The organism is Micrococcus sp. 093350064-1 (assembly GCF_053627955.1).
The window spans coordinates 45,596-70,835 of record NZ_JBSEYU010000002.1 but is presented as its reverse complement, the minus strand read 5'-3'; the positions used below and the strand labels follow the sequence as shown (position 1 = coordinate 70,835).

Genomic DNA, 25,240 nt, shown 5'->3' with positions numbered 1-25,240 from the left:
GCTCAGTCCATTCGCACGACGACGGCCAGCGGGGTGCGCTCGCGGCCCTGGCCCAGCGGGTTGTCCGCGAAGGCGGCCTCGAGGGCGGCGGCCGACGCGGCCGTGTCCTTGCCGAGGGCGTTGCGGCCGATGTCGTTGGCGTCCATCACGACGGTGCCGGCGAAGGAGGCCTTCGCCCAGGCCGGGATGTCCGCCGCCCGGATCATCGCCGAGACCTCGGCGGCCACCCGGTCCGGCTCGGCCGGGGGCAGCTTGGCGGAGACGTTGGCCGGGAACGTGGAGTAGGTGGTGGGTCCGTCGATCGCGCGGACGTTGCCGCCCACCACGTTGTAGAACACACCGCGCTTGCCGGCGACCTTGCCGGCGGCGCCGGCGGCCGCGGAGAGCACGATGCGCGGCAGGCCGGCCTCCTGGATGGCCAGCTGCATGGTGGTGGGGTCGCCCAGGCCGATGCCCGCGGGCGTGCGGGTGACCAGGCGGGAGAGGGCGCGGGCGGCCACGGAGGGGCGGACCTCCCAGGTGTAGTAGGAGCGGCCCTGGGTGATGGCCACGATCTTCTCGGACACGGAGAAGTGCCACGGGGCGTCCTGCGGCATCGCGTCCGCGGGCAGGTCGCGGAAGAAGTCCTCAATCTCGCCGCGCAGGTAGGCCTGCAGGTCCGTGTCCCGGTCCACCAGGCCGGTCTGCACAGGGAAGCGGCGGTAGCGGCGGCCGTCCTCGGCGGAGACCAGGTCGAGCTCCTTGCCCGGGTTCGGCTCGTGGTCCGGCTTGGCCGGTGCCGGGGCGGTGGGGGCCTCGTCGACCGCGGTGGCGGGGCCGGCCGGGGCGGCGTCCGCGTCCACCGCGTCGCGCAGCCAGAGCTCGAGGTTGAGCAGGCGCCAGAAGCGCTCGGGGTCGTGCCGGCGCGGGTGGGCGAGGAAGTCCTCGAAGAGCGCGCGGACGGTGGGCGCGTCGGCGTACGGGCGGGCGGCGAACGAGTCGGAGGCGAACACCTCGCGGACCGGCTCGCGCAGGGCGAGCAGCAGGCCGGCCGCGGCGTCGTCGTCCGCGTGGCGGGCCGGCGGGAGGACGGCGTCCACCAGGCCGGCGAGCCGCCCGCGCGGCACGCCGCGATCGGCGGGGCGCTCGTCCGCGTGGGCGTCGACGAAGGCCGAGTTCAGCAGCGCCTCGACGGGCACGTCGGCGCGCTCGCGGGAGTCGGCCAGGCGGGCGGCGACGTCGCGGCGGGTCGCGGTCAGGGTGCGCGCGGCACCGCGCAGGCCGCGGGACGCGTCGGCGGCCGGAGGCGTCGGGACGGGGCGGCCGCACACGTGCGCGGTCGAGGCCAAGGGGCCGCCGTGGGCGCGGATCGCGGCGCGGACCGACTCGAGGTCGGCGACCGGGGACGGCGTCGCAGCGGGGGCCAGCGGCGCGGGCCGGGGACCGCCGACGAGGAAGGGGCGGTCCGCCTCCCCGAACGCGAGGTAGCGGTACACCGCCGCGTCGTCGGGGCGGGCGGGGACCTGGGCCGCGTCGGCCGTGGTGTCGCGCATGGGACGTCCTTCCGGGACAGGGGCTGCCGGACGCGTCCGGCCGCGGCCGGGCGCGGTTCGGACTCTACCAGCGGCCCCCGGCGCGCTTTCGTTCGGGAAACGGCGGCCCCTGGTGCGCTTTCGTTCGGGAAACGGCGGCCCCTGGTGCGCTTTCGTTCGGGAAACGGCGTGGCCGGCCGCTGGCGCGCGGGTGCGGCCCTGACCATCCGCGGCGAGTTCTCCATCGTGATCGCCGGGCCGGTGCTCACGCGGTACGCGGACGCGTTCGGTCGCTCGCGCGCCCGGGCGGCGACGCGGCGGGTGCGGGCGCGCGAGGTCGCCGCAGCGGACCCGGTGCACTGACGTACGGGTCCGCGGGGCTCAATGACGACGCGGGGCCGGTCGCACGGCCGGGCTGGTGTATGGTGGTGCCCGCGCCGCAGGCGGAAGCTGAGCGGTTGCGCGGGCGTAGCTCAATGGTAGAGCGCTTGCTTCCCAAGCAAGATACGCGGGTTCGATTCCCGTCGCCCGCTCCACACCACGACGACGGCCCCGGGCCCCTCACGCGAGGGACCCGGGGCCGTATCGGTCCACGTCGCCCCGCCACGGCCGCACCGGGAACGCAAGACGTCGGAATGCGGCCACATTCCGGTGTCATGGCGACCGCTGGCGTTCCAGGTCGACGTGCGGGGTCCCGCTCCCCTCAACCGCCCGCGCGGATCTCGCGCAGCCGGCGTTCCAGGTCGACCGGCAGGTCTGCGGCGAAGCGCGGGTCGAGGTCGGGCCCGGCGTCCGCCAGTCGGTAGACGCCGTCGGCGCGGTCGAGGAACCCGTAGTCCACGAGTTCGCGACGCAGCGTGGCCACGTCCTCGTGGGCGGGGCGCAGCAGGTCGTTGACCTCGGCCTCCGCGTAGGCGCGGCCCGCTCCGAAGCGACGCAGCAGCTCGAGAAGGACGGCCACCCGCGGCTTGCGACGCGCAGGGATGGAGCGCAGCCGGTCCCCGTCGAAGAAGCGGGCGAGCACGGTCGCGTGGTAGCGCTCGGCGGACTGCCACTCGTCGGCGAGGGCCGCCGCCGCGGCGGTGTACCGCTCACCGGTGACGGCCATGCGGGCGCGGATCAGGGTCTTGAGGTCGGACTGACGGGTCATGGTGCATCCTCGCCGGCGCGCTCCCGGCCATGCCGCGCCGCGGGTCGGGGACGACGTCCGTCGCGTGCGGGCGGGCCCGAGGATCCGCTCCCCTTCGCGCCGGGCTGCAGGGCCCTGCCGCGCGGGGCCGGGCCGCGTGGCGCGCTCGGCGGTGGGCGCCGCCGTCGTGATCCAGGCTAGCCGAAGCCCGCGGCGTAGGATCGCGCCATGCCCCTGACCCCGCCGCGGACCGCCCCGCCCCGCCCCGTGGAGGCCCGTCCGTGACCCAGGTGCTCTCCGGCTTCGCGGTCGTGTGGGTGATCATCCTCGTGGGCGTCCTGGTGGGGCGCACGGGGGTGCTCGGCGAGCACGGCCGCACCGTGCTCTCCCGCGCGGCGTTCTTCATCGGCAACCCGGCGCTGCTGTTCGTCACGCTCTCCCGCGCGGACGTGGGCGCCGTGCTGGGCCCCCAGCTGTGGGTGGCCACGCTGTCCGCGTTCGCGGCGGCCGCACTGTACCTCGCGGTGACGGTCCCGCTGCTGAAGGGCAGGTCGGCCTCGGAGCGGATCATGTCCGCGCTCAGCGCCTCGCTCGTGAACTCGGCAAACCTCGGCATCCCCATCGCGGCCTACGTCCTCGGCGACGCCGCCCTGGCCGCCCCGGCGCTCATCTTCCAGCTGGCGATCTACACGCCGCTCTACGTGGCCGCGATGGACGCCGCCACGGCCCGCGAGGCCCGACGGCGCACGGCGGCGGGCGGGCATCGTGCGGTGCGCCGCTCCCCCGGCCGCGCCGCGGCCGACCAGATCCGCCAGACGGCCACCAACCCCCTGATCCTGGGCTCGGTGACCGGTCTCGTCTTCTCGCTCACCGGCTGGTCGCTGCCGGGCCCGCTCATGGAGTCCGTGGAGCTGATCGGCGGGCTGTCCATCCCGGCCATGCTCCTGGCGTTCGGCATGTCGCTGGTCGGCTCGCGCCCGCTTGAGCGGGCCGGCGGGCGACGCGCGGACGTCCTGCTGGCCTCGGCGGTGAAGCTGGCGGTCCACCCGCTGCTGGCCTGGCTGCTCGCCCAGTTCGTGTTCGGCCTGGACGCGCGGCACGTGTTCGTCGCCGTCGTCCTGGCCTCCCTGCCGACCGCGCAGAACGTGTTCGTCTCAGCCGTGCGCTACGACGCGGGGCTGCGCGTCTCCAAGGACACGATCCTCGTCACCACGATCGTGGCGATCCCCGCGATGACCGCCGTCGCCCTGCTGCTGGCCTGAGACCGACGACGGCGGCGCCCGGCCCGGTGCCCCGCGCCGGACGCCTCGCCGCGGCTCAGACGTCCCGGCGGATCAGCTCGTCCAGCCCCGTGGGCGAGAGCAGGTACGGGGCGACCTCGAGCACGGTGCGCGCCCCCGTCTCCCCCTGGGCTTTCAGACGCGCGGCGGCACGGCCGTCGGCGACCTGCGCGGCGGCGGTGAAGTCGGGGTTGGACTCCAGCTCCAGCACGAACTCGACAGCGCTGCGCGAGCCGCCGAGGTCGCCCGAGGTGACGACGTGGCCGCCGTGCGGCATGCCCTGGTGGTCGCGCTCGAACTCCTCCTCGGAGATGAAGTGCACGGTGGTTTCGTACGGGGCGAAGTAGTCGGGCATCGTGGTGATGGCCTCGGTGATGGCCGCGTGGTCGGCCTCGTCGGCCACCACGTAGCACTCACGCACGTGCGCGGAGGCGCCGGTGATCTCGGCGCCCCGTCCGGCGCGGGCCTCGGCGATCGCCTCCTCGCTGGGGATCGTGTACTGCACGCCGCGCCGCACGCCGGGGACCCGCCGGACGGCGTCGGAATGGCCCTGCGAGAGGCCCTTGCCCCAGAACGTGTTCTGCTGCGGCTGCGGGAACAGCGCGGCGCCCAGCACCCGGTTCACCGAGAACAGGCCCGGGTCCCAGCCGGTGGAGATCATCGCCACGTGCCCGCCCTCCCGGGCCGCGGCGTCCATCTCGGCGCGGTGCCGCGGGATGAGCTGGTGGTTGTCGTAGGTGTCCACGATGGTGAAGTGCCGCGCGTAGCCGGCCGCCTGCTCGGGGATGTCCGTGGCGCTGCCGAGGCAGAGGAACAGCACGTCGATCTCCCCGGCGTGCTCGGCGGCTCGCTCCGCCGGGAGCACGGGCGTGTCCGTGTCCAGGCCGGTGCGGCGCGAGAAGATGCCCACCAGCTCCATGTCCGGCTGGAGCTTCACGAGCTTCTCCACACTGCGGCCGAGGTTCCCGTATCCGACGATGCCGGCGCGGATGGTCATGTGCGTCCTCCTGGAGGGGTCGTGGTCAGGTCGGTCCCGCCAGCCTAGGCCCGGCGCCGCGGGGCGCCGAGTCCGCCGGCCGGACCGCGCAGCAGGAGCACGACGACGGCGACCAGCCCCGCCAACGCCAGCACGCTGACCACGTAGATCGGCCAGGCCCACGGGCTGTGGTCGGCCCCGCCGACGCCGTAGGTGTCCGCGAGCGCCATGCCCGGCCCGAACGAGGCCATGAAGTAGGCCGGGGACGCGGCGACGAGCGAGGCGAGGCCCAGGGCGAGGACCGCCAGCGGGTCGACCTCCTCGCGACGCCACGTGAGGAACCACAGGACGGCGGCCACGCCGAGCCCGGCCGCCAGGATCACGGCCGAGAGGACGAAGGGGACGCCGAGCTGGCCCGCCGCGCTCAGGTCCGCGTAGATCCTCCCGAGGCCGCGGTCGCCGGGCGCGGCGGCCAACGGGTTGAGGACGAACACCTGCAGGGCCGCGAGCGCCGCGGCGGCGGCGATGACGCCCGGGACCACCGCACCCGCGGCGAGCCGCACCCACCCGGGCCGGTCGGGCAGGGCGAAGGGCGCCGTCGTCGGGCGGGGCCGGGCGGGGCGGGAGGACGCGGCGGGGCGACGGGCGGAAGGGGACATGCGGCCAGGCTAACCGCTCGCCTCCGCTGCGGACACGAGAGCCTCCGGCGCCGTTTCGTCAACGAAAGCGGCTGTGGAGGCTCCTGCGCCCCCGCCGTCTCGTCGACGAGCGCGGTGGGTGAGGTCAGCGGACGCCGGCGCCGGAGAAGGTCTTGGCCCAGGCCTCGATGGCGTCCCAGTCGCGGTAGTCGCCGTAGTGCTCGTTGCGGGAGAGCTTGAGCTTGAGCTTCTCCAGCCGGCCCAGGCGCTCCTCGACGAGCGCCCCGCGGAAGTACGCCACCTCGCGCGGACCGTAGGACTCGAGCTTCTCCCGCACCGGCCGCGCCAGCTCGGGCGCGCCGCCGGAGGCCAGGATCACGAGCGGCAGGTCCGCCAGCTCGGCCCGACGGGTGTCGAGGAACGCCCGCGCGTCGGCGGCGAGCGAGCCCGTGTAGACCGGGGCCGCGACGATCACCGCGTCCGCCGTGGTCAGCCACGCGGCGGCGCCCTCGACGTCCTCCACCACGGTCGGGACGGCCTGCGACGTGCGCAGCACCTCCGCGACACGCTCGGCGATCTCTCGCGTGGATCCGTGGGCGGACGAGGTGACGATGAGCGTGGTCATGGTGGGGCGCAGCCTTCGGGGTCGGGGGCGGACGACGCGCTCAGTGTATCCCGCGCAGGTCCAGGTCCAGGCGGGTCTCGGCGCCCTCCGGGGCCCGGTCCGGGGTGTGCACCGTGACCGGGATGCCCCAGTCCTGCTGGTACAGGTGGCAGGCGGCGTGGTCCGGGATGGGCTGCCCCTTCTCCCCGTCGCACGCGGCGGCCCGAGCGGTGATGTGCAGGACGCCCTCCTCGACCTCGGGGTTCAGCCGCAGCGTCCGGTGCAGCCCCGTGGACGTGCCGGCGCCCTCGAGCAGCAGCTCCTCCGGGGAGGAGGAGATCTTCAGCTGCGTGGGATCGCCCCAGCGGTCGTCCAGCTTCTGCCCCGTGGGCGCGGCGAAGCCGATCGTCAGGTCCAGGTCACCGGCCACCACCGGGGTGCGGGGACGCTGCGTCTGCCGCGCGCCCTCGTCCACGGTGAGGAACTCCTCCGGCACCGCCAGCCGCGTGAGCCGGTGGGCGTTGGACTCGACCACCACGATCGCGGTGTCGTTCCCGTCCGCGTCGTGCTCCACGAGCACGTCCGAGGGCTCGAGCAGCCCGCGCGCCACCGTGGTCACCGTGGCCGGGACCGCCCGGCCCGCGGCGTCCTCGCCGGCCGGGGCGTACCGGCGGATCGCGCCGTTGTACGTGTCGGCGATCAGCACGGAGCCGTCCGGCAGGGCTGTGACGCCCAGCGGGTGCTGCAGGCGTGCGCGGCCCGCTTCCCCGTCCACGTGGCCGAAGTCGAACAGGCCCGCCCCGACGGCGGTCCCGACCTCGCGGCGCCCGTCCTCCCCGGTCCGCACCCAGCGCACCGCGGAGGTCTCCGAGTCCGCGACCCACAGCGTGCCGTCCGCGCCCACGGACAGCCCCGAGGGCTGCGCGAACCAGGCCCGTCCGGCGTCGCCGTCCAGCAGGCCCTCGAGCGCGGTGCCCGCGTGCACCGCGAGCGCGCCCGTGACGGGGTCGAAGTCGAAGAGCTGGTGCGTGCCGGCCATCGCGATCACCACACGCCCCAGGGCGGGGTGCCACACGACGTCCCACGGGGAGGACAGCGAGATCGCGGTCGGCTCCCCGGGCAGGTCCGCGAGGTCGACGGCGACGTCCCCCTCGTCGTCGACGGCGGCGGCCTCCTTGGCGCGCTCGGAGTCGATGAGCTTCTGCACGCCGTTGCCGGCGAGGGTGCTGACGTGCCCGTCCGACAGGCGCAGGCCCCGCAGCCGGTGGTTGACGGAGTCCGCCACGACCACGTCGTAGCCGACGCGCTGGGCGACGTCCTCGGGCAGCAGCGCCAGGCCCTGGGGCTCGTTGAACAGCGCGTCCTCCGGCCCGCCGTCCGCGTGGCCCTTCTCCCCGGGCGTGGGGAATGCGAGCTCGGCCTGGCCCGCGTCCGCCGTGGCGGGGTCCCCGCCGCCGAACGCGCGGAGCACCGTGGTCAGGTCCTCGGCGACCTCCAGGAGGCGGTGGTGGCCGGTGTCCGAGACGAGGAACGTGCCCGGGCGGGAGCCGCGGCCGCCGAGCGACACGGCCTTGCCGGGGAACGACAGGTCCCGGGCCACGGGCGCGGGCGGGACGTAGGGGCCGGAGCCGCGGTGCAGCGTGCCCTTGGCCTCGTGCTCGGCCACGAGCTCGCGCACGAGCCCGTAGAGCCCGGCCACGTGCCCCTCGCCGGACAGGTGCGCGGCGATGTAGCCCTCCGGGTCCACCACCACGAGGGTGGGCCACGCGCGCGCCGAGTACGCCTGCCACGTGGTCAGCTCGGGGTCGTCCAGCACGGGGTGCTCGATGGCGTAGCGCTCGACGGCGGCCGCGAGCGCGTCCGGGTCCGCCTCGTGCTCGAACTTGGGCGAGTGCACGCCCACCGTGACGAGCACGTCCGCGAACTCCTCCTCGAGCGGGCGCAGCTCGTCCAGGACGTGCAGGCAGTTGATGCAGCAGAACGTCCAGAAGTCGAGGAGGACGACCTTGCCGCGCAGGTCCTCGAGGGTCACCTGCTCACCGCCGGTGTTCAGCCAGCCGCGGCCCACCAGCTCGGACGCGCGCACCCGGGTGGCCGCGCGCGGCACGGCGGCGGGGGCGTCAGCGGACGGGGCGGGGTTCGGGGTCTGCGGTGCGGTCATGCCCACCATCATGGCGCACGTCCCGGACGCGTCAGCCGTGAGCGGACGCCGCGGCGTCACAGGGGGAAAGACGACGCCGCCGGGCGGGTCCGGCTCAGTCGGCGGCCAGGGCGGCGGCCAGCATCTCCTCCGCGATGAGGGTGAACTCCTTGCGCCCGGCCTCGGGCCGGCCCACGAAGGAGACCATCACCACGGCGTCGGAGGTGACGGCGGTGAGCACCTGGGCCGTGAGCTGGGGCTCGGACTCCGAGGCCACGGTCCGCTCCCACACGAGGGCGGACTGCGCCGGCGTGCCGTCGGACAGCGGCGCGTCGGAGACCTCGAGGCGGTAGTCGACGGTCGCGTCCCCCTCCTGCACGGTCATGGTCATCTCGCGGCAGTCGGCGCGCAGGGCGTTGACGGTCTGGATGTGCCGCTCGACGTCCTGGCGGCCCTGGCCCGTGAGCCGGGCGACCTCCACGGTGCCCGTGCCCGTGAAGGTGTCGGCGCCGACGTCCACGCGCGTGGCCTCGGCCCCGTCGAGGGCGATCGGAGAGAAGTCCAGGGCGGTCAGCGGCGCCTTGCACTGCGCCGGCTGCACGGTGGTCCGGTCCGCGTCCGCACGCCGGTCCCGGGAGTCCTCGCGGGCCGCGTCGATCTCCTCCGCCGTGGCGGCCCGCTGCCGGACGAAGCCGAACGTGGCCGCACGCTCGGCCGCGGCCTCCGCCATGCGCTCGTCCTGACGGTCGCCCAGGCCGAGCCCCTCCGGGGCCGCCGACTCCGTGTGCACCGCGGTGCCGGCGTCGTCGTGGACCCCGTCCGCGGGCACGGACGCGGCGGCCGGATCGTTGTCCCCGGCCCCGCAGCCCGTCAGGGCCAGCAGGCCGGCGGCGACGGCGGCCACGAGGCGCAGCCGACCACGCCGGGGCGCGGCCGGGCGGCGGAGGGGACGGACACGGTCAGCGGACATCACGGGCCTCCTCGGGGCCGGTGGAGGAGTCACGGGCCGCGGGCTCGGCGCCGCTCGGGGCGTCGGTGGCCGGGGTGCCGTGCATGCGGGCATACATCTCGTTCCAGCGGCGCAGCTCCGCGTCGCCGTCGCGGTCGGCCTGCCGGTCCAGCCGGACCGCGTTCTTGCGGTCGCTGCGATACCAGAGCACGGCCACCATCACCGCCATCATCACGGTGGGGAACTCGCCGATGCCCCACATCACCGCGCCGCCGATGCGCTGATCCTCGAGGGCGGTGGGGCCCCAGTCGCGGCCCATGTTGCCGAACCAGGACGCCTGCAGCAGACCGGTGGAGGTGGTCATGGCGACGCCGATGAAGGCGTGGAAGACCATCGTGGCCATCAGGAGCACGAGCCGCAGGGCGTACGGGGGCCGGCGCGGCAGCGGATCCGAGCCGATCATGACCAGGGCGAACAGGAACCCGGTCAGCAGGAAGTGGACGTTCATGAACTCGTGGCCCACGTGGGTCTCCAGCGAGAACCGGAAGAAGTCCGTGTAGTAGAACACCAGGATCGAGCCGGCGAAGTTGACCCCCGCCACGATCGGGTTCGTGATGAACCGCCCCCACGGGGAGTGCACGATCCACAGGATCCACTCGCGGGGGCCGCGCGTCCCATCCGTGCGGGACGGCAGGGCCCGCAGCGCCAGGGTGATGGGTGCGCCCAGGACGAGGAAGACGGGACTGAGCATCGTCAGCGTCATGTGGCCCACCATGTGCGCGCTGAACAGGACGCGGCCGTACACGGCCGGGGACCCGGAGGTCGCCCACAGCAGCACGGCCAGGCCCGCGAGCCACGCGACGGTGCGCAGCACGGGCCAGCGGTCGCCGCGGCGGCGCAGCTGCCACACGGAGCGCAGGTACCAGAGGGTCAGGAACGCGATGATCGCGACCCACAGCCAGTCGAACCGCCACATCGTGATCCACCGGGCGCCCTCGAGGGCCGGCGGCAGCTCGTAGCCGGTGAGGATGCGGGCCGGGGAGGCGTCCGGCGCGAGCTCCTCCGGCACGGGCGGGGCCGTCCGGGAGAGCACGGAGGAGACGCCCATGACGGCGCCCATGATCACGGCCTCCACGGCGATGAGCTGCCACAGCAGGCGACGCGCGGGGGCGGGGCTGGGACGGTCCGGGCCGGCGTCGAGGCGGGGGATCACCCACCGGCGGTGCAGCAGGCCGATCAGGCCGAGGCCCAGGGCCGCCAGGAACTTGGCCGACACGAGGATGCCGTAGGGGCTCAGCAGCTGGGCCGGATCGTCCATGCGGATCGACGCGTTGACCACGCCGGACAGCGCCACCGTGACCAGGCCCAGCCCGGCGAGCACGGAGTAGCGGGTCAGGACCGTGTGCAGCAGGGGCGCCGGGCCCTGCCGGCGCAGGCTGCGGCCCCGCCCCTGCGCCCCGTTGGGCCCCACGAGGGTGTCCGAGATCGCGACGAGCACGAGCAGTCCGCCCACCCACACGACGACGCCGAGCAGGTGCAGGCCGATCGAGTTCACGGCGCCGGTGTGGTCGTCACCGCCCGCCGCGTGCCCGATCAGGGCCAGGGGCACGAGGGCGAGCATCGCCAGGATGCCGGTCCAGAACAGGCCGTTGTGGGAGCGGACGGCGATCGCCAACGTGGTCACGACGGCGGCGATCACGGTGACCCAGAACCACGCCTGGCCCACCGAGATGCCGACCACGTAGGCCGCCAGGCCGTCCGTGAAGCCCTGCCCCGCCGTGACGGGGATGCCGGCGAGATCCGAGTAGGACAGCACGCCGACGGCCAGCGCGGCCACCGTCCACACGCCGGCGCTGACGGCGGCGATCCGCATCACGCGGGTGAACGCGGGGTGCTCGGGCAGCGGTGCGGCGTCCGCATCCTCGCGCCGCTGCCGGGCGGAGCGGTGCCACCGTTCCGTGCCCGCTGCGTGCGGCGGCAGGACCCCGGCCGCGAAGATCAGCGCGGCGATGGTCAGGGACATCGCCAGGTTGGAGACGAGCTCCCCCACGGGCACGCCCCAGCGGGTGATCCACCCCGGGTCGGAGAGCTGGCGCGCGGCGGTGACCCCGGTCAGCCAGCCGGCGGCGGCGAGGCCGGCGGCTCCCGCGGCGGCCACGAGCATCCAGATCCACCGGGGCACACCGACCGGCCCCGACGGACCGGGGCGGGCGGCGTCGTCGTTCTCGGCGGGGTGGCTGCCCCGGGCGGGGGCGGTGGCGGCGGACATGGGGTCCATCCTCTCAAAGCATGCGGACGCCCGGCGACGACGGGAGCGGCCCCGCCGTCGTCGGGCCCCTGGGTCAGGCGAACAGGGCGTCGCCCACGAACCCGCCCTCGGCGCAGCCGGGCGGGATCGCGAAGACCGCCGAGCCGACGGGCACGGTCCACAGGTTCAGGTGGTCCGACTCCGCGAGCCGGGCCTGGACGGGGACGAACTGTCGGTCCACGTCCGCCTGGTAGGCGGCGAAGATCAGGCCGGAGCCCGCCTCCAGCGCCCCGCGCGGGTCGTCGTAGTTGTAGCCGCGACGCAGCATCCCGTACTCGGGCTCCTCCCCACGGGCCCGCCGCAGGTGCGCGATGTCCGAGATGACCGGGAAGCCCGTGGGGCCGACGGCGTCGAAGTCCGGCTCGTCGTGCTCCTGCTCCCCCGTGAGGGGGGCGCCGGTGCCGAGGCGACGGCCGATGACCTTCTCCTTGGCCGGGCGGTCGAGCTCGTCCCACGTGTCCATGAGCATCTCGATGCGCCGGATCACCACGGACGTGCCGTCCGGGATCCACGGGGTGACGCCCACCTGCTCGGCGCCCACGCCCCACACCACGCGGTCGAGGTGCGGGGTGTCCGCCGCCGGGTTGCCGGTGCCGTCCACCTGCCCGAAGAGGTTGCGCATCGTGGTGCCGGTGGGGTGGGCGCCGCGGGCGGAGCGGAAGCCCTCCTGCACCCAGCGCTCGGTGGCGAACGGCCGGGCCGCCTTGAGGAGCATGCGCCGGGTGTGGGCCACGGACATCCGGTCGTCGCCGCAGATCTGCAGCAGCAGGTCGCCGTCGCTGAACGCGGGGTCCAGGCGGTCGATCTGCTCGAACGCCGGCAGCGGGCGCAGCCAGGCCGGGGCCCGGTCCGGGGCCACGCGGCGGACGAGCTCCGGGCCGAAGCCGAACGTCACGGTGAGCCGCGCGGGGGCGGCGGCGAGCTCCGGCTCGGTGTCGGCGATCGTGGCGCGGCCCTGGGTCAGACGCGCCGCGTCGTCGGTGAGCAGGCGCAGCATCCGCTCGATGCGCACCCGGTCCGCGTCCTCGCGCAGGTCGAGGGCGAGGAAGACGGCGTGGGCCTGGGCGGGGGTGTCGACGCCGGCCTGGCGCGGCCCGTGGAACGGCACGGTGTCCGTGCCCACGGGCGAGCTGACGGCCACCCGGGCGGCCTGGCCGCCGGGCTCGGCCCAGCCGGCCCGGCCGACGTCGCCCTCGATGCCGGTGTCGCCCATGACCTCGGAGGGTGAGGCCCCCGCCCCGGGCGCGGCGGACGCGCCCGGGGCGGTCGAGGCCGACGCGTGGCCGGCGCCGTAGCCGAGCGCCGTGCCCAGCAGGCCGCCGCCCACCGCGCCCGCCCCGAGGAGCAGGCCGCGGCGGGAGGGGCCCCCCGGGGCCGGGCGGGCGCCCTCGCGCCCGCCCGACCCGTGGTGGTCGTCCGGCCGGACGGCGGGGTCAGTGGTCGGCATGGTCCTCCGATTCGTGGGACTCGCCGCCGTGGTACGACTCGTTGGCGCCGGTGAAGGGCCGGACCACGGAGGTGACCTCGAGGGTGGAGCCGTCCTCCAGCTCGAGGTCGTAGGTCACGTCCTCACCCGGCTCGATCGGGTCGGTCAGGCCCATGAACATCACGTGGTTGCCGCCCGGGGCGAGCTCGAGGCTCCCGCCCGCGGGCACGGTGAAGCCGTCGGGGCTCTCCTGCATCACCATCTGGCCGTCCTCGCCGGAGACCATCTCGTGGAGCTCGACCGTCTCGCCCAGCTCCGAGCGGACGCCGACGATGTGCAGGTCCTGGTCCGAGGAGTTCTCGAGCATGCCGAAGGAGCCGGTCATGCCCTCCTCGGTGGCCTTCGTCCAGGGGTCGGTGATCGTGAGGCCGGCGGCCTGGCCGTCCGCGGTGGACGCGGCCGGCGAGGCATCCGAGGCCGGGGCGGCGTCCGTGGCCGGCGCGACGCTCGAGGCGTCCGACGCGCTCGGGGCGGAGCCGGCGTCGTCTCCGGCGCAGGCCGTCAGGCCGAGAGCCGCGATTGCGAGCACGGCGGCGGCGCCGAGGCGGCGAGGGGCGCGGGGGGAGGTGGTGGTCACGTCTGTGGGGTTCCTTGTCAGGCGGGCGCGCGACGACGCGCGGGGCGTTCGGGCGCGCGAGGGCGGGGCCGGCCCCCTCAGGGGGCCGACCGGGGATCAGAGGTCAGCGGCCGTCGTCGAGGTGGCCGAGCGCGCGGGCGCGGCGGCCCATCAGGAGGAAGGCGACCACGAGCACGGCCAGGCCGGCGATGCCGGCGACCCACACCCAGGCGGGCAGCGCGTCGGAGTCCGCGGACTGCGGGGCGTCGGAGCCGTCCGCCTGCGCGGTCGCCTCGGCCGAGGCGGCGTCGCCCTGACCTGCCGTGGCCTCCGGGGAGGCGGCGGTCGAGGCCCCGGCGACGGCGGTGCCGCAGCCCTGGGGCGCGGTGCCGGCGGCCGGTGCGGCCGGGTCGTCCACCGCGAAGTCGAACGAGCGCTCCTCGGAGTGCCCGTCCGAGTAGACGACGCGGTAGGCGACCTCGTAGTCGCCGTTGGGCAGCCCCTCGCACACCGGCGCGGAGAAGGTGGAGCCGTCCACGGTGCCGGCAGCGGACTGCCACTGATTGCCGTCGGCGTCGCGGACCTGCAGGAGGTTCTGGATGCCCTCGCCGTCGATCAGCTCGCCACTGAAGGTCAGGGAGACCTCCGACGGCGCCGTCGTGGCCGTCTCGCCGACTGCGGGGGCGGTCCGGATGAGCTCGTCGTGCGCGGCCGCGGGGGCGGCCCCGGCGACGACGAGGGCGGGCAGCAGGGTGAGTCCGGCGGCGGCGCGAGCGGCGCGGCGGACAGGGGTGGTCTGGTGATGCATGGTGGTGTCCTCACGGGTCTGCCGCGGTCCCGGACGGGAGTCGCGGGCGGACCGTTCCGAAGGGTCGTCGGGCGCGGTCGGGCCTCGAGACGCGGACGGAGCCGGCGTCCTCAGGCCGCGAGGGCGAACGGCGGGCCGCGCCGCCCCGGAGAGCTGAGGAGGGCGAGGGACGTCGCCGGACGGAGCGCCGGCGGGACGGGGACCCGGACGCGGGCCGGCGTCGGCAGGGGGCCGTGCGCGGCCGGCGGCGGGCAGACGGCGGCCACCACGCGTTCGGCGATGGTGAGCACGAGGGCCTCGCCGCGCCGCAGCACCAGCACGGTGAGGACCGCGGCGATCACATGGGCCGCGAGCATGCGCAGGTCGGTCAGGTGGCCGGTGGGGGCGCTGGACAGGGCCTCCCCCGACGCCAGGAGGGCCCCGGTGCCGGGACGGGCGTGGCCGAGGTGGGCCGGGTCGACGCCGGCGGCAGGCGCCACGGCGTGCCCGCCGGCGGCGAGCCCGTAGAGCACGTGGAACAGCCCCTGGGCGATCGCGACGGCGGCGGCGGTGCGCCACAGCGAGAGGGCGCGGCCCGCCAGGGCGGTGCAGAGCGGGGCGGCGAGGACGGCCGCGAAGGCGACCACGCCGACCTCGGGGAACCCGTGACCGGGCTCGGCGGCGGTGTGGAACAGCGCGGCCAGGGCGGTCATCGCCAGGGCCCCGGCCCAGCCCCGGACCAGACGGGCCGGCCCACGCACGACGCGCGGAGGGGCGTCCTCGAGGCCGGACGGGGCCCACGGAGCGGCGGCGACGGCGCTGCGCATGCCACGACTCCTCTCCGCACGGCCCCGGCCCACGTCGGCCGGACGATCGTCCGCCCATCCTACGCGCCCGCAGACGACGACGGGCGCCCCACCCGAGGGTGCGACGCCCGTCCCGCGGCGTGCGGCGTGGGTCCGGGGACCCGCACCGCGACCGGGATCACTCGGAGGCGGCGGCCTTGAGCTTGGAGCCGGCGGTCACCTTCACGGAGTGGCCGGCCGGGATGGTGATCTCCTCGCCGGTGCGCGGGTTGCGGCCGGTGCGCTCCTTGCGCTCGGTGCGCTCCACGGCCAGCCAGCCCGGGATCGAGACCTTCTCGCCCTTCTTGACCTGGGCGGTGAACACCTCGAAGAGGGCGTCCAGCACATCGCTGACGGCGGCCTGGGTGTTGCCGGAGCGCTCGGCGACGGCGGCGACGAGTTCCTTGCGGTTCATGGCCATGGGTCCTCCCTATGGGACGTCGGTTACGGTTCCCGGGCCGTTCGGACCGGGCTGCCAGTTGTGAACGTACCACCTCTCCGCGGGCGAATCGCCCCCTGAACCGCGAGAATCCGCGATTTCCCGTGACCCGGGCGGCCCTGATCCCCGAGGCACGACGACGGCGGCGCCCCTCCTGAGGAGGGACGCCGCCGTCGCGGTGGTGCCGAGCGCCCGGAGACCGGGCCTCAGGTCACCAGGAGGACTTGGTCACGCCGGGCAGCTCGCCACGGTGCGCCATGTCGCGGAAGCGCACGCGGGAGATGCCGAAGCGCTGGAAGGTGCCGCGGGGGCGACCGTCGATGGCGTCGCGGTTGCGCACGCGGACCGGGGAGGCGTCGCGGGGCAGCTTCTGCAGGCCCAGGCGGGCGGCCTCGCGGGCCTCGTCCGACGCGTTCGGGTCCACGAGGGTCTTGCGCAGCTCGAGACGCTTCTCGGCGTAACGGGCCACGATGGCCTTGCGCTGCTCGTTCTTGGCGATCTTGGACTTCTTGGCCATCTCAGCGCTCCTCTCGGAAGTCGACGTGCTTGCGGACCACCGGGTCGTACTTCTTCAGGGTGATGCGGTCCGGGTTGTTCCGGCGGTTCTTGCGGGTCACGTAGGTGAACCCGGTGCCGGCGGTGGACTTCAGCTTGATGATCGGACGAACGTCCTTGTCCTTGGCCATGTCAGAGCTTCACTCCCTTCGCGATCAGGTCCGCCACGACGGCGTCGATACCGCGCACGTCGATGGTCTTGATGCCCTTGGCGGACAGCGTCAGGGTGACGTTGCGGCGCAGGGAGGGGACCCAGTAGGTCTTCTTCTGGATGTTGGGGTCGAACCGGCGCTTGGTGCGACGGTGCGAGTGGGAGATGCTGTGGCCGAATCCCGGCCCAGCCCCGGTTACCTGGCAGTGAGCTGCCATGATCACTCCTCGTGGCAAGTAGTAGTAAAAGGACGGGCGGAACCCGCATGGCGGCGAGCCGCGGACCTGTCCGCGGACACCTGTTGTGAGCCCCGCCCCGGGTGTGGACACCGCACTCTTACTGCGACTTCTCGAAAAGGGGGACCAGGCTGGGTGAGAGCCAACCGAAGTTCCTTATGGGATCGCTGGTGTGGACGGTGAGCCCCGGTCCGTCCTGAGGACGTCCCGGGATCCGGTCTGCGGGAGCGCGTTGCTTTTCCGACCCGCCGCCCCCCGGTCACCTGACCGATGGAACGACGAGAACAACGCGGCGTGCGCCGTCCCACCTTACGCGAACCGTGGGCGTCGCTTCAACTCGACGGGGGGCGCCTGTGGTATGCGCACGGTCCTCGGCCCCCAGGGCCGCTCCGCTCGCCACGGCTCGGCGCGGCCACGGGCGCTGGGCCGGCCCACCCCTGCGGCGCGGATCAGGCGACCGACGCCCCCAGCAGCGAGCCCACCGCCAAGGTCAGGCCGAGCGCCAGGGCACCGCCGAGGACGACGCGCACGGCCGCCCGCAGCGCGGGCGCGTCGCCGAGCCGGGCCCCGACCCAGCCGGTCACAGCGAGGGCCACGAGGGTGACCCCGAACGTGAGCGGGATACGGAAGTCCACCGGCGCCAGGACGACCGTCAGGAAGGGCAGCAGCGCGCCCACGAGGAACGAGAGGAAGGAGGCCCCGGCGGCAGCCCAGGGGCTGACGACGTCCTCCTCCGCCATGCCCAGCTCCATGCGCAGATGCGCGGCGAGCGCGTCCTTCTCGGTGAGCTCCCGCGCAGCGGCCTCGGCCGTGGCCCGGCTCAGGCCGTCCGCCTCGTAGAGCTGCACGAGCTCCTCCAGCTCGCCCTCGGGATCCTCCTCGAGCTCGCGGCGCTCCTTGGCGATCAGCGACTTCTGCGAGTCGGAGGACGAGGAGACGGACACGTACTCGCCCAGCGCCATGGAGAAGGCGCCGCCGACCACGGCGGCGGCACCGGCCAGCAGGACCGGGGTGAGCGCCGTCGTCGCACCGGCGACTCCGACGACGGTGGCGGCGACGGACACGATGCCGTCGTTGGCGCCGAGCACGCCCGCGCGGAGCCAGTTGAGGCGGGCATGCACGCCTTCGGCGGCGTGCGGTTCGTCGGGACCGCCCGGCGGGACCTGATCGGCGAGGGGCGAGGACTGTTCAGACGTGTGCGACATGTCTCCATGGTCGCGGCGCGGGGCGGGGTGCGCCAGGCAGGTGAGGCGTTCCTTCGGACGGGGATGCCACGAGACTCGCTGGTGCTGTTGCCAGGATTGTTCAACAACAGCTACCGTCTCCCCAGCGCCTCGTGACGCCCGTCACCTCGCCTGGCGCCCTCGACGAAGGTGACCACCGTGTCCCACGCAGACATCCCCCACGCCGGACCGGACGGCTCGACCCCCTCGGGCACCGCGCCGAAGACCGACTCCCGCGCCGCGAGCGCCACCCGGCGCACCGCACTGCTCGGCGCCATGTTCCTCATGGCCACCTCGGCCATCGGCCCCGGCTTCATCACGCAGACCGCCACGTTCACCGTCCAGATGGGCGCCGCGTTCGCGTTCGCCATCCTGGTCTCGATCCTCATCGACGTCGCCGTCCAGATGAACGTGTGGCGCGTCATCGGCGTCTCCGGCATGCGCGCCCAGGAGCTGGCGAACCGCGTCCTGCCCGGCCTCGGCTGGGTCCTCGCCGCGCTCGTGTTCCTCGGCGGCATGGTCTTCAACATCGGCAACATCGCCGGCACCGGCCTCGGCGCGAACGCCATGCTCGGCGTCGACCCCCTGATCGGCGGCGCCGTCTCCGCGCTCATCGCGCTGCTGATCTTCCTCTCCAAGCGCGCCGGTGTGGCCCTGGACCGGATCGTGGTGGCGCTCGGCGCCGTCATGATCCTGCTGATGCTGTACGTGGCCATCACCTCCGCCCCGCCCGTGGGCGAGGCCCTGCGCCAGTCCGTGATGCCGGAGGAGGTCGACTTCTTCGTGATCGTCACCCTCGTGGGCGGCACCATCGGCGGCTACATCACCTACGCGGGCGCCCACCGCATGATCGACTCCGGAGTGAAGGGCGTGGACGACGTCCAGGACATCACCCGCAGCTCCGTGGCCTCGATCCTCGTGACCGGCCTGATGCGCGCCCTCCTGTTCCTGGCGATCCTCGGCGTCGTCGCCTCGGGGGCGGTGCTGTCCAAGGACAACTTGGCCGCCTCCGCCTTCCAGGCCGCCGCCGGCGACATCGGCCTGCGCATGTTCGGCATCGTCCTGTGGGCTGCCGCCGTCACCTCCGTGATCGGTGCGTCGTACACCTCGATCAGCTTCGTCACCCGCTCCACCACCAGCGCCCGCACCCGCAACCTGCTGACGGTCGCCTTCATCGTGGTCTGCACCGCCCTCTACCTGGCGCTGCGCCAGGCACCGCAGACGCTGCTCGTGTTCGCCGGCGCGTTCAACGGCATGATCCTGCCGGTCGGCTTCGCCGCCCTCCTGTACGTGGCCTGGCGCCGCCGCGACCTGCTGCACGGCTACCGCTACCCCGGGTGGCTGCTCGTGATCGGCGCGCTCGCGTGGATCGTCTCCGTGTTCATCGCGGTGCGCGGGTTCCTCCCCATGGTCGAGATGATCACCGGTGCCTGAGATGACCACGACGACGCCGCTGCCGCCGCTGGACGGCGCCACGACCCCCGCGCAGGCCCGCGAGCGCTTCCGCGCGGGGCTCGTGCGGCCGACGTCGGGGATCGCCGACGGCTACGCGCAGGCGAACCTCGTCTCGATCCCGCAGGACCACGCCTACGACGTCCTGCTCTTCGCCCAGCGCAACCCCCAGGCCCTGCCGCTGCTCGGCGTGTTCGAGGCCGGCGAGGTCAACGGCCCCGCACTGGACGGCGACGTCCGCACGGACGTGCCGCAGTACGTGGTGTACCGCGACGGCGTCGAGACGGACCGCCCCACGGATCTGCTCGACGTGTGGCGGGACGACCTCGTGACGTTCGTGATCGGCTGCTCGTTCACCTTCGAGTCCGCCCTGGTGGCCGAGGGCATCCGGATGGCCCACCAGGACGCCGGCGTGAACGTGCCGATGTACCGCACCACGCGGCGCTGCGCCTCGGCGGGCCGCCTCTCGGGCCCGCTCGTGGTCTCGATGCGCCCCCTCCCCGCCGACCGCGTGGCCGACGCCGTGCGCATCACCTCCCGCTACCCCGCGGTGCACGGCGCGCCCGTGCACGTGGGCGACCCGGCCGGCCTCGGGATCACGGACCTGTCGGCACCGGACTTCGGCGACGCCGTCGAGGTCCCGCAGGGCCACCTGCCCGTGTTCTGGGCGTGCGGGGTGACGCCGCAGGCGGCGATCATGGAGTCCCGCCCGCCGCTGGCCATCACGCACGCGCCCGGGCACATGCTCATCACGGACCTGCCGGACCGGATGTTCCAGGTCCCGTGACCGTCGGGGCCCGGGGAGGCGGTCAGTCCCCCACGGCGGCGAGGTGCGCCAGGACGAACTGCTCCGCCTCGTCCAGGTAGTCGCCGAACATGGCGTGCACCGCGGGGAGGTCGCCGGCCAGCAGCCGCTCCACGATCCACCGGTTGCGGTCCGCGAACTGCACGTGCAGGCGCGTCTGCTCGTCCATGGGATGGAACGCCAGGCGCACGCGGGCCTGCACCGACGCCATGAGCCGCGTGAGCTCGGGGGCGCCGGCCAGGTCCACGATGCCGACGTGGACGCGATGGTTGGCGTCGCCCAGGACCCGCGCGGGGGTGTCCGGGCCGCCCGAGAGCAGGTCCTGGGCACAGCGCAGCTGGCGGGCCGCGCCGGGGGTGAGCTCGCCGTGTTCGAGGGCGCCGAGCTGGATCACCCGACGCGTGCGGTACAGCCCGCGCACGTCCTCCGGACCGGGCGCCGCCACGAACACCCCGCGGTGCGGCCGGCGCTCCACGAGGCCCTCCGAGGCCAGCATGGTGAACGCCTCGCGCAGGCTGTTGCGGCTGACCTGGAGCTCGGCGGCCAGCGCCACCTCTCCCAGCCGCTCCCCCGGCACGAGCCCGGCCGCCGCGATCCGCTGCCGCAGCTGTGCGGCCGCGGCCACGGGGGCCGGAGCCGGGGCGGACTCCCCGCCGCCGACGCCGGGCGCGAGGCCTTCCCCGGTGACACCGCCGCGCGCCGGCACCGTCACGCCCCCAGCCGGGCGATCGCCTGGCCGCGCGTCACCGAGGCCGGGGTCTCGGCCACGAGGAGCTGGATCCGGCCCGCACGCGGGGCACGGATCGGCGTCTCCATCTTCATCGCCTCCACGATCGCGACCGTGTCACCCTCGGCCACCTCGGCGCCGTCCTCGACCTTCCACGAGGCCAGGGTGCCGGTGACCGGCGAGGCCACGGCGCCGTCGTCGTCGGCCTTCCCGGCGCCCGCGGCGTCGGCCGGAGCCGCGGCACCCGCGCCGCCGCCTCCGAGGAGGGCCGCGTAGAGATCGGCGGGCAGGCCCAGGCGCACGGCGCGGCCGTCCAGCTCGACGGTGACGGCGGTGCGGCCGCCGGCGGGCACCTCGGCGCCCAGGTAGGGGGACTCGGCCAGCGGCTCGGCGAACTCGGACTCGATCCACGTGGTGTAGACGCCGAGGCGGTCCCCCGAGGTGAAGGCGTCCTGCTCGAGCACGGCGCGGTGGAACGGCACCACGGTGGGCACGCCGTCGATGCGCAGCTCGGCCAGGGCGTCGCGGGCGCGGGCGACGGCCTGGGCGCGGTCCTCGCCCCACACGATGAGCTTGGCGAGCAGGGAGTCGTACTCGCCCGGCACCACGGAGCCGGTGCGGACGCCCGAGTCCATGCGGACCCCGGGGCCGGTGGGGGCCTCGAACGCGTCGATCGGGCCGGGCACGGGCAGGAAGCCGTACGCCGGGTCCTCGGCGTTGAGTCGGAACTCGAGGGCGTGGCCGCGCGGGGTCGGGTCCTCGGGGATGCTCAGCGGCTCGCCGGCGGCGATGCGGAACTGCTCGCGCACCAGGTCCACGCCGAAGACCTCCTCGGTCACGGGGTGCTCCACCTGCAGGCGGGTGTTGACCTCCAGGAAGCTGATGAGGCCGTCCGGGGCCACGAGGTACTCGACCGTGCCGGCCCCGGTGTACCCGGCGGCGCGGCAGATCTCGCGGGCGGAGGTGTGGATGCGCTCGCGCTGCTCGTCCGTGAGGAACGGCGCCGGGGCCTCCTCCACGAGCTTCTGGTTGCGGCGCTGCAGGGAGCAGTCGCGGGTGCCGAGCACGGCCACGTGGCCGTGCTCGTCGGCGAGGACCTGGGCCTCCACGTGGCGGGGGCGGTCCAGGAAGCGCTCCACGAAGCACTCGCCGCGGCCGAACGCGGCCACGGCCTCGCGGACGGTCGCCTCGAACGCGTCCTCGACGTCGCCGAGCTCACGCACCACGCGGATGCCGCGGCCGCCGCCGCCGAAGGCCGCCTTGATGGCGATCGGCAGGCCGTGCTCCTCGGCGAACGCGCGCGCGGCGGCGGCGTCCGGCACGGGGCCGTCCGAACCCGGCACGAGCGGGGCGCCCGCCTGCTGGGCGAGGGAGCGGGCGGTGATCTTGTCGCCGAGGGCGCGGATGGCGTCCGGCGACGGGCCGATCCAGGTCATCCCGGCGTCGATCACGGCCTGCGCGAAGTCGGCGTTCTCGGAGAGGAAGCCGTAGCCCGGGTGCACGGCGTCGGCGCCGGCGCGGCGGGCGACGTCGAGGACCGCGTCGATCTTCAGGTAGGTGTCCGCCGAGGACGCGCCCGGCAGGTGGAAGGCCTCGTCCGCGACGGCCACGTGCAGGGCGTCGGCGTCCGGATCCGAGTAGACGGCGATCGAGGCGATGCCGTGGTCGCGGGCGGCGCGGGCCACGCGCACGGCGATCTCGCCGCGGTTGGCGATGAGCACCCGCGTGACGGGGCGGGCGGCGGGGGTGGTGGTCATGCGGGGGTCTCCTCGGAGGGCGATGCGGAGTCGACGACGGTCTCGGCGCCGGGGCGGGGATGGGGGACGAAGCGGACGCGGGCGCCCGGCGGCAGCTGGGCCGCCAGGCTGAGGTCCGCGCGGGCCACGACGCCGATCACCGGGTAGCCGCCGGTGACCGGATGGTCGGAGAGGAACAGGACGGGCTCACCCGAGGGCGGCACCTGCAGCGCGCCGCGCACGGCGCCCTCGGACTTCAGCTCGCCCTCCCGCACGCGCTCGAGCGGCGCGCCGTCGTCGGGGGCCGTGAGGCGCACGCCGATCCGGTCGGTCTGCTGGCTCACGTCCCAGTCCTGCGTGAACAGGCGCTCCAGGCCCGCCTCGCCGAACCAGTCGTCGCGGGGGCCGGGGACCACGCGCAGCACGGCCACCTGGCCGGGCGCGGGCATGGGGCGCAGCGAGGTCTCCGGGTCCCCCACCGTCGCGACGCCGGCCTCCGCCGAGGCGGGGGCGCCGGCGGCGGTCGGGCTCGCGGCGGAGGCGCCGGCGGCGCCCCTCGCATCCGGGCCGACGCGGCGGGCGAGGCGGTCCCCCGCCGTCAGCGGGGCGGGGCCGAGCCCGGACAGGGTGTCGGTCGAGCGGCTGCCGAGCACGGGCGGCACGTCGATCCCGCCCCGGAGGCCCACGTACACGCGCAGGCCGCCGACCGGCTCGTCCACCGTCAGCGTCTGGCCGTCCAGCACGACGAACGGCGTGCGGGCGGGCACCCGGCGCGTGGCGCCGTCGGCCGCGGTGATCGTCCCGCCGGCCTCGGCGCCGGCCAGGGCCATCACCTGGTGGCCGTGCGCGGTGAGGGTGAGGCCGCCCAGGACGGTCTCCAGCACCGCCTCGCGTGAGCGGTTGCCCACGAGCCGGTTCGCCTGGCGCGCCGCGTCCCGATCGGCCGCGCCGGACGCGACGACGCCGAGGTCGCCCAGGCCCGGGCGGCCCAGGTCCTGGACCAGGGTCAGGAGCCCCGGGTCCACGACGGTGACGCCGCGGCGGCCGGCCACGGACGGGAGGCCGGCCGCGGCGTCGGCGGGCGGGGTGGCGTCGACCGCCGCGTCCGCGCCGGAGGTGACGGACGCCGTCGGGCGCACGGGGACGTAGCGGACACGGTCGCCGGGCTGCAGCAGGGCGGGCTGCTCGCGGCCGAGGTCCCACAGGGCCGCGGTGGTGTGCCCGAGGAGCTGCCAGCCGCCGGGCGAGGTGCGCGGGTAGACGGCGGAGAAGGCCCCGGCGACGGCGACGGCGCCCGCCGGGACGGCCGTGCGGGGCGAGCTGCGACGGGGCGCCTCGAACGGGGCCGCCTCGGAGGCGCAGTACATGAACCCCGGCGCGAAGCCGCCGAACGCGGCGAACCAGTCGGCCTCGCTGTGGGCCCGGATGACGCCGTCGACGCCGAGCCCGGTGAGCCGGCCGACCTCGGCGAGGTCCTCACCGTCGTAGACCACGGGGATCTCGACGATCCGACCCCCCGTCAGCTCACCGGCGTCCGGGGTGAGGGTGCTGACCCGCGGTGCGGCGTGCTCGGCGGCGGCCTGCGAGGTGAAGGTCACCAGGACGGTCGCGGCGGCGGCCATGACCTGGCGCTGGCCGCGCTCCGGGTGGGCCGTGAGGTGGGCGTGGACGGCCATGACGTCCTCGAGCGAGGCGCACTCGACGAGGAAGCCCTGGGTGCCGACCCAGCGGATCGGGCGGGCCGGCGGCTCGGCGGCGGGGTGATGTGGGGCGCTCATGCGAAGGCCCTGATGGACACGCCCGCGCCCTCGAGCGCGCGGCGCACGGCCGCGGCCATGGCGACGGCGCCGGGTGTGTCGCCGTGCAAGCAGATGCTCTCGGCGTCGACGCGCACGTCCGTGCCGTCCACCGCCGCGACGACGCCCTCGGTGGCCAGGCGCACCATGCGGGCGGCGACGTCGTCCTCGTCGTGGAGGACCGCACCGGGCTCGCGGCGGGAGACGAGCGTGCCGTCCGGGTTGTAGCCGCGGTCCGCGAAGGCCTCGGCGACGCCGCGCAACCCCGCGGCGGCCGCCTTGTCCAGGGCGACGGAGCCGGGCAGGAGCAGCAACGGGAGGTCGGAGCCGAACGCCTTGACGCCGTCGACGACGGCCTGGGCGTGCGCCTCGTGACGGACGATCGTGTTGTAGAGGGCGCCGTGCGGCTTCACGTAGCGGACCTGGCCGCCGGCCGCGCGGGCGAGCGCGTCGAGGGCGCCGATCTGGTAGAGGACGTCATCGGCCAGCTCGGTGGGCGTGCAGTCCAGGAAGCGGCGGCCGAATCCGGCGAGGTCGCGGTAGCCGACGTGCGCGCCGATCGTGACGCCGGCGGCGACCGCGTCACGGCAGGTCTGGGCGATCCCCGAGGGATCGCCCGCGTGGAAGCCGCACGCGACGTTGGCAGAGGAGACGGAGGGCATGATGGCGGCGTCGTCCCCCATCGTCCACGAGCCGAAGGACTCGCCGACGTCGGAGTTCAGGTCGATCTGCGGCGCGTGAGACACAGTGCAGTCCTCTCGGATCGGGCCCGGCTGAGGTGCCGGTCACACAATCTTGAGGCATGAGGGGGGATTGTTCAACAATCCTCGGCGCGTCCTCCTGGCGCCCACCCGCGCCGCACACCCCAACGCGGGTTGAGTTGTCGCGGGTGTCCGAGCCCCGGACCCGCG

General features: G+C 75.0%; 25 protein-coding genes and 1 tRNA gene. 5 read left to right on the top strand and 21 right to left on the bottom strand.

Annotated elements, in window-relative coordinates:
- Positions 1-2 precede the first annotated feature (2 nt).
- Entirely contained in the window at positions 3-1,532 is a 1,530-nt protein-coding gene (locus tag ACUW6W_RS02385; protein WP_206496707.1) for a hypothetical protein, read from the bottom strand.
- Positions 1,533-1,700: 168 nt separating this feature from the next.
- On the opposite strand from ACUW6W_RS02385, the gene ACUW6W_RS02380 reads away from it, so the two are divergent.
- Complete coding sequence (locus ACUW6W_RS02380) at positions 1,701-1,874, top strand: hypothetical protein (RefSeq protein ID WP_223247468.1); 174 nt, start codon at positions 1,701-1,703, stop codon at positions 1,872-1,874.
- Positions 1,875-1,973: 99 nt separating this feature from the next.
- Positions 1,974-2,047 (top strand) — tRNA-Gly (locus tag ACUW6W_RS02375).
- A 167-nt stretch (positions 2,048-2,214) separates the two neighbouring features.
- Here ACUW6W_RS02375 and ACUW6W_RS02370 read toward each other — a convergent pair.
- Positions 2,215-2,661, bottom strand: a complete 447-nt coding sequence (locus tag ACUW6W_RS02370; RefSeq protein ID WP_095353956.1) for a DUF2087 domain-containing protein — start codon at positions 2,659-2,661, stop codon at positions 2,215-2,217.
- Between the two features lie 260 nt (positions 2,662-2,921).
- Here ACUW6W_RS02370 and ACUW6W_RS02365 point away from each other — a divergent pair, with 260 nt between their 5' ends.
- Positions 2,922-3,902 carry an AEC family transporter gene (locus tag ACUW6W_RS02365; RefSeq protein WP_095353958.1) on the top strand — a complete coding sequence of 327 codons (981 nt, stop codon included), beginning with the start codon at positions 2,922-2,924 and terminating at the stop codon, positions 3,900-3,902.
- Between the two features lie 55 nt (positions 3,903-3,957).
- On the opposite strand, the gene ACUW6W_RS02360 is transcribed toward ACUW6W_RS02365, so the two are convergent.
- From ACUW6W_RS02360 to ACUW6W_RS02290, 15 genes are all read right to left on the bottom strand, one after another.
- Positions 3,958-4,917, bottom strand: a complete 960-nt coding sequence (locus ACUW6W_RS02360) for a diaminopimelate dehydrogenase (protein WP_454179730.1) — start codon at positions 4,915-4,917, stop codon at positions 3,958-3,960.
- 44 nt (positions 4,918-4,961) lie between these two features.
- Positions 4,962-5,555, bottom strand: coding sequence for a hypothetical protein (locus ACUW6W_RS02355; RefSeq protein ID WP_144861991.1), 594 nt, complete (start codon positions 5,553-5,555; stop codon positions 4,962-4,964).
- A 124-nt stretch (positions 5,556-5,679) separates the two neighbouring features.
- Entirely contained in the window at positions 5,680-6,159 is a 480-nt protein-coding gene (locus tag ACUW6W_RS02350) for a flavodoxin domain-containing protein (RefSeq protein ID WP_454179728.1), read from the bottom strand.
- Between the two features lie 40 nt (positions 6,160-6,199).
- Positions 6,200-8,299: an NHL domain-containing thioredoxin family protein gene (locus tag ACUW6W_RS02345; RefSeq protein ID WP_144918903.1), complete on the bottom strand. Its 2,100-nt coding sequence runs from the start codon at positions 8,297-8,299 to the stop codon at positions 6,200-6,202.
- Between the two features lie 94 nt (positions 8,300-8,393).
- Positions 8,394-9,248, bottom strand: a complete 855-nt coding sequence (locus ACUW6W_RS02340; protein WP_228070732.1) for a hypothetical protein — start codon at positions 9,246-9,248, stop codon at positions 8,394-8,396.
- Positions 9,238-11,496: a cytochrome c oxidase assembly protein gene (locus ACUW6W_RS02335; protein ID WP_163721018.1), complete on the bottom strand. Its 2,259-nt coding sequence runs from the start codon at positions 11,494-11,496 to the stop codon at positions 9,238-9,240. The genes ACUW6W_RS02340 and ACUW6W_RS02335 overlap by 11 nt, the downstream gene beginning before the upstream one ends.
- 73 nt (positions 11,497-11,569) lie before the next feature.
- Positions 11,570-12,982, bottom strand: coding sequence for a Dyp-type peroxidase (locus ACUW6W_RS02330; RefSeq protein ID WP_061873115.1), 1,413 nt, complete (start codon positions 12,980-12,982; stop codon positions 11,570-11,572).
- The gene (locus tag ACUW6W_RS02325) at positions 12,969-13,598 is read right to left on the bottom strand and encodes a copper chaperone PCu(A)C (RefSeq protein WP_155934304.1); all 630 of its coding nucleotides are present in this window, start codon (positions 13,596-13,598) and stop codon (positions 12,969-12,971) included. The genes ACUW6W_RS02330 and ACUW6W_RS02325 overlap by 14 nt, the downstream gene beginning before the upstream one ends.
- A 103-nt stretch (positions 13,599-13,701) precedes the next feature.
- The gene (locus ACUW6W_RS02320; RefSeq protein ID WP_216880059.1) at positions 13,702-14,385 is read right to left on the bottom strand and encodes a copper resistance CopC family protein; all 684 of its coding nucleotides are present in this window, start codon (positions 14,383-14,385) and stop codon (positions 13,702-13,704) included.
- A gap of 110 nt (positions 14,386-14,495) precedes the next feature.
- A complete protein-coding gene (locus tag ACUW6W_RS02315) occupies positions 14,496-15,191 on the bottom strand; it encodes a hypothetical protein (protein ID WP_036339774.1) in 696 nt (231 codons plus the stop codon).
- A 157-nt stretch (positions 15,192-15,348) separates the two neighbouring features.
- Positions 15,349-15,630 (bottom strand): HU family DNA-binding protein, encoded by a 282-nt coding sequence (locus ACUW6W_RS02310; protein WP_002858339.1) that lies wholly within the window; start codon positions 15,628-15,630, stop codon positions 15,349-15,351.
- 229 nt (positions 15,631-15,859) lie between these two features.
- On the bottom strand, positions 15,860-16,165 hold the full coding sequence (gene rpsN, locus ACUW6W_RS02305) for a 30S ribosomal protein S14 (RefSeq protein ID WP_002858338.1): 306 nt from the start codon (positions 16,163-16,165) through the stop codon (positions 15,860-15,862).
- Position 16,166: 1 nt separating this feature from the next.
- A complete protein-coding gene (rpmG, locus tag ACUW6W_RS02300; RefSeq protein ID WP_002858336.1) occupies positions 16,167-16,334 on the bottom strand; it encodes a 50S ribosomal protein L33 in 168 nt (55 codons plus the stop codon).
- Between the two features lies 1 nt (position 16,335).
- Positions 16,336-16,572 (bottom strand): 50S ribosomal protein L28, encoded by a 237-nt coding sequence (rpmB, locus tag ACUW6W_RS02295; protein ID WP_002858335.1) that lies wholly within the window; start codon positions 16,570-16,572, stop codon positions 16,336-16,338.
- A gap of 467 nt (positions 16,573-17,039) precedes the next feature.
- Entirely contained in the window at positions 17,040-17,795 is a 756-nt protein-coding gene (locus tag ACUW6W_RS02290; RefSeq protein WP_078025513.1) for a VIT1/CCC1 transporter family protein, read from the bottom strand.
- A gap of 168 nt (positions 17,796-17,963) precedes the next feature.
- Between ACUW6W_RS02290 and ACUW6W_RS02285 the strand changes: the two genes are divergently transcribed.
- Complete coding sequence (locus ACUW6W_RS02285) at positions 17,964-19,247, top strand: NRAMP family divalent metal transporter (RefSeq protein ID WP_216880060.1); 1,284 nt, start codon at positions 17,964-17,966, stop codon at positions 19,245-19,247.
- Positions 19,240-20,052, top strand: coding sequence for a putative hydro-lyase (locus ACUW6W_RS02280; RefSeq protein WP_036339768.1), 813 nt, complete (start codon positions 19,240-19,242; stop codon positions 20,050-20,052). The genes ACUW6W_RS02285 and ACUW6W_RS02280 overlap by 8 nt, the downstream gene beginning before the upstream one ends.
- Before the next feature lie 22 nt (positions 20,053-20,074).
- On the opposite strand, the gene ACUW6W_RS02275 is transcribed toward ACUW6W_RS02280, so the two are convergent.
- Genes ACUW6W_RS02275 through ACUW6W_RS02260 form a run of 4 tightly spaced genes read right to left on the bottom strand, consistent with a single transcriptional unit; the run spans position 20,075 to position 25,075 of the window.
- Positions 20,075-20,782: a GntR family transcriptional regulator gene (locus ACUW6W_RS02275; protein WP_002858329.1), complete on the bottom strand. Its 708-nt coding sequence runs from the start codon at positions 20,780-20,782 to the stop codon at positions 20,075-20,077.
- Entirely contained in the window at positions 20,779-22,554 is a 1,776-nt protein-coding gene (locus tag ACUW6W_RS02270) for an acetyl/propionyl/methylcrotonyl-CoA carboxylase subunit alpha (protein WP_454179724.1), read from the bottom strand. Before ACUW6W_RS02270 ends, ACUW6W_RS02275 begins: the two co-directional genes overlap by 4 nt.
- A complete protein-coding gene (locus ACUW6W_RS02265) occupies positions 22,551-24,311 on the bottom strand; it encodes a 5-oxoprolinase subunit B/C family protein (protein ID WP_454179723.1) in 1,761 nt (586 codons plus the stop codon). Before ACUW6W_RS02265 ends, ACUW6W_RS02270 begins: the two co-directional genes overlap by 4 nt.
- Entirely contained in the window at positions 24,308-25,075 is a 768-nt protein-coding gene (locus ACUW6W_RS02260) for a LamB/YcsF family protein (RefSeq protein ID WP_454179722.1), read from the bottom strand. Before ACUW6W_RS02260 ends, ACUW6W_RS02265 begins: the two co-directional genes overlap by 4 nt.
- Positions 25,076-25,240: the final 165 nt, after the last annotated feature.

Bases quoted from the DNA above. Each gene is read 5' to 3' on its own strand.
- ACUW6W_RS02385 (WP_206496707.1), bottom strand. From the start codon at position 1,532: ATGCGCGACACCACGGCCGACGCGGCCCAGGTCCCCGCCCGCCCCGAC.
- ACUW6W_RS02370 (WP_095353956.1), bottom strand. From the start codon at position 2,661: ATGACCCGTCAGTCCGACCTCAAGACCCTGATCCGCGCCCGCATGGCC.
- ACUW6W_RS02360 (WP_454179730.1), bottom strand. From the start codon at position 4,917: ATGACCATCCGCGCCGGCATCGTCGGATACGGGAACCTCGGCCGCAGT.
- ACUW6W_RS02355 (WP_144861991.1), bottom strand. From the start codon at position 5,555: ATGTCCCCTTCCGCCCGTCGCCCCGCCGCGTCCTCCCGCCCCGCCCGG.
- ACUW6W_RS02350 (WP_454179728.1), bottom strand. From the start codon at position 6,159: ATGACCACGCTCATCGTCACCTCGTCCGCCCACGGATCCACGCGAGAG.
- ACUW6W_RS02345 (WP_144918903.1), bottom strand. From the start codon at position 8,299: ATGACCGCACCGCAGACCCCGAACCCCGCCCCGTCCGCTGACGCCCCC.
- ACUW6W_RS02340 (WP_228070732.1), bottom strand. From the start codon at position 9,248: ATGTCCGCTGACCGTGTCCGTCCCCTCCGCCGCCCGGCCGCGCCCCGG.
- ACUW6W_RS02335 (WP_163721018.1), bottom strand. From the start codon at position 11,496: ATGTCCGCCGCCACCGCCCCCGCCCGGGGCAGCCACCCCGCCGAGAAC.
- ACUW6W_RS02330 (WP_061873115.1), bottom strand. From the start codon at position 12,982: ATGCCGACCACTGACCCCGCCGTCCGGCCGGACGACCACCACGGGTCG.
- ACUW6W_RS02320 (WP_216880059.1), bottom strand. From the start codon at position 14,385: ATGCATCACCAGACCACCCCTGTCCGCCGCGCCGCTCGCGCCGCCGCC.
- ACUW6W_RS02315 (WP_036339774.1), bottom strand. From the start codon at position 15,191: ATGCGCAGCGCCGTCGCCGCCGCTCCGTGGGCCCCGTCCGGCCTCGAG.
- ACUW6W_RS02310 (WP_002858339.1), bottom strand. From the start codon at position 15,630: ATGGCCATGAACCGCAAGGAACTCGTCGCCGCCGTCGCCGAGCGCTCC.
- rpsN (WP_002858338.1), bottom strand. From the start codon at position 16,165: ATGGCCAAGAAGTCCAAGATCGCCAAGAACGAGCAGCGCAAGGCCATC.
- rpmG (WP_002858336.1), bottom strand. From the start codon at position 16,334: ATGGCCAAGGACAAGGACGTTCGTCCGATCATCAAGCTGAAGTCCACC.
- rpmB (WP_002858335.1), bottom strand. From the start codon at position 16,572: ATGGCAGCTCACTGCCAGGTAACCGGGGCTGGGCCGGGATTCGGCCAC.
- ACUW6W_RS02290 (WP_078025513.1), bottom strand. From the start codon at position 17,795: ATGTCGCACACGTCTGAACAGTCCTCGCCCCTCGCCGATCAGGTCCCG.
- ACUW6W_RS02270 (WP_454179724.1), bottom strand. From the start codon at position 22,554: ATGACCACCACCCCCGCCGCCCGCCCCGTCACGCGGGTGCTCATCGCC.
- ACUW6W_RS02265 (WP_454179723.1), bottom strand. From the start codon at position 24,311: ATGAGCGCCCCACATCACCCCGCCGCCGAGCCGCCGGCCCGCCCGATC.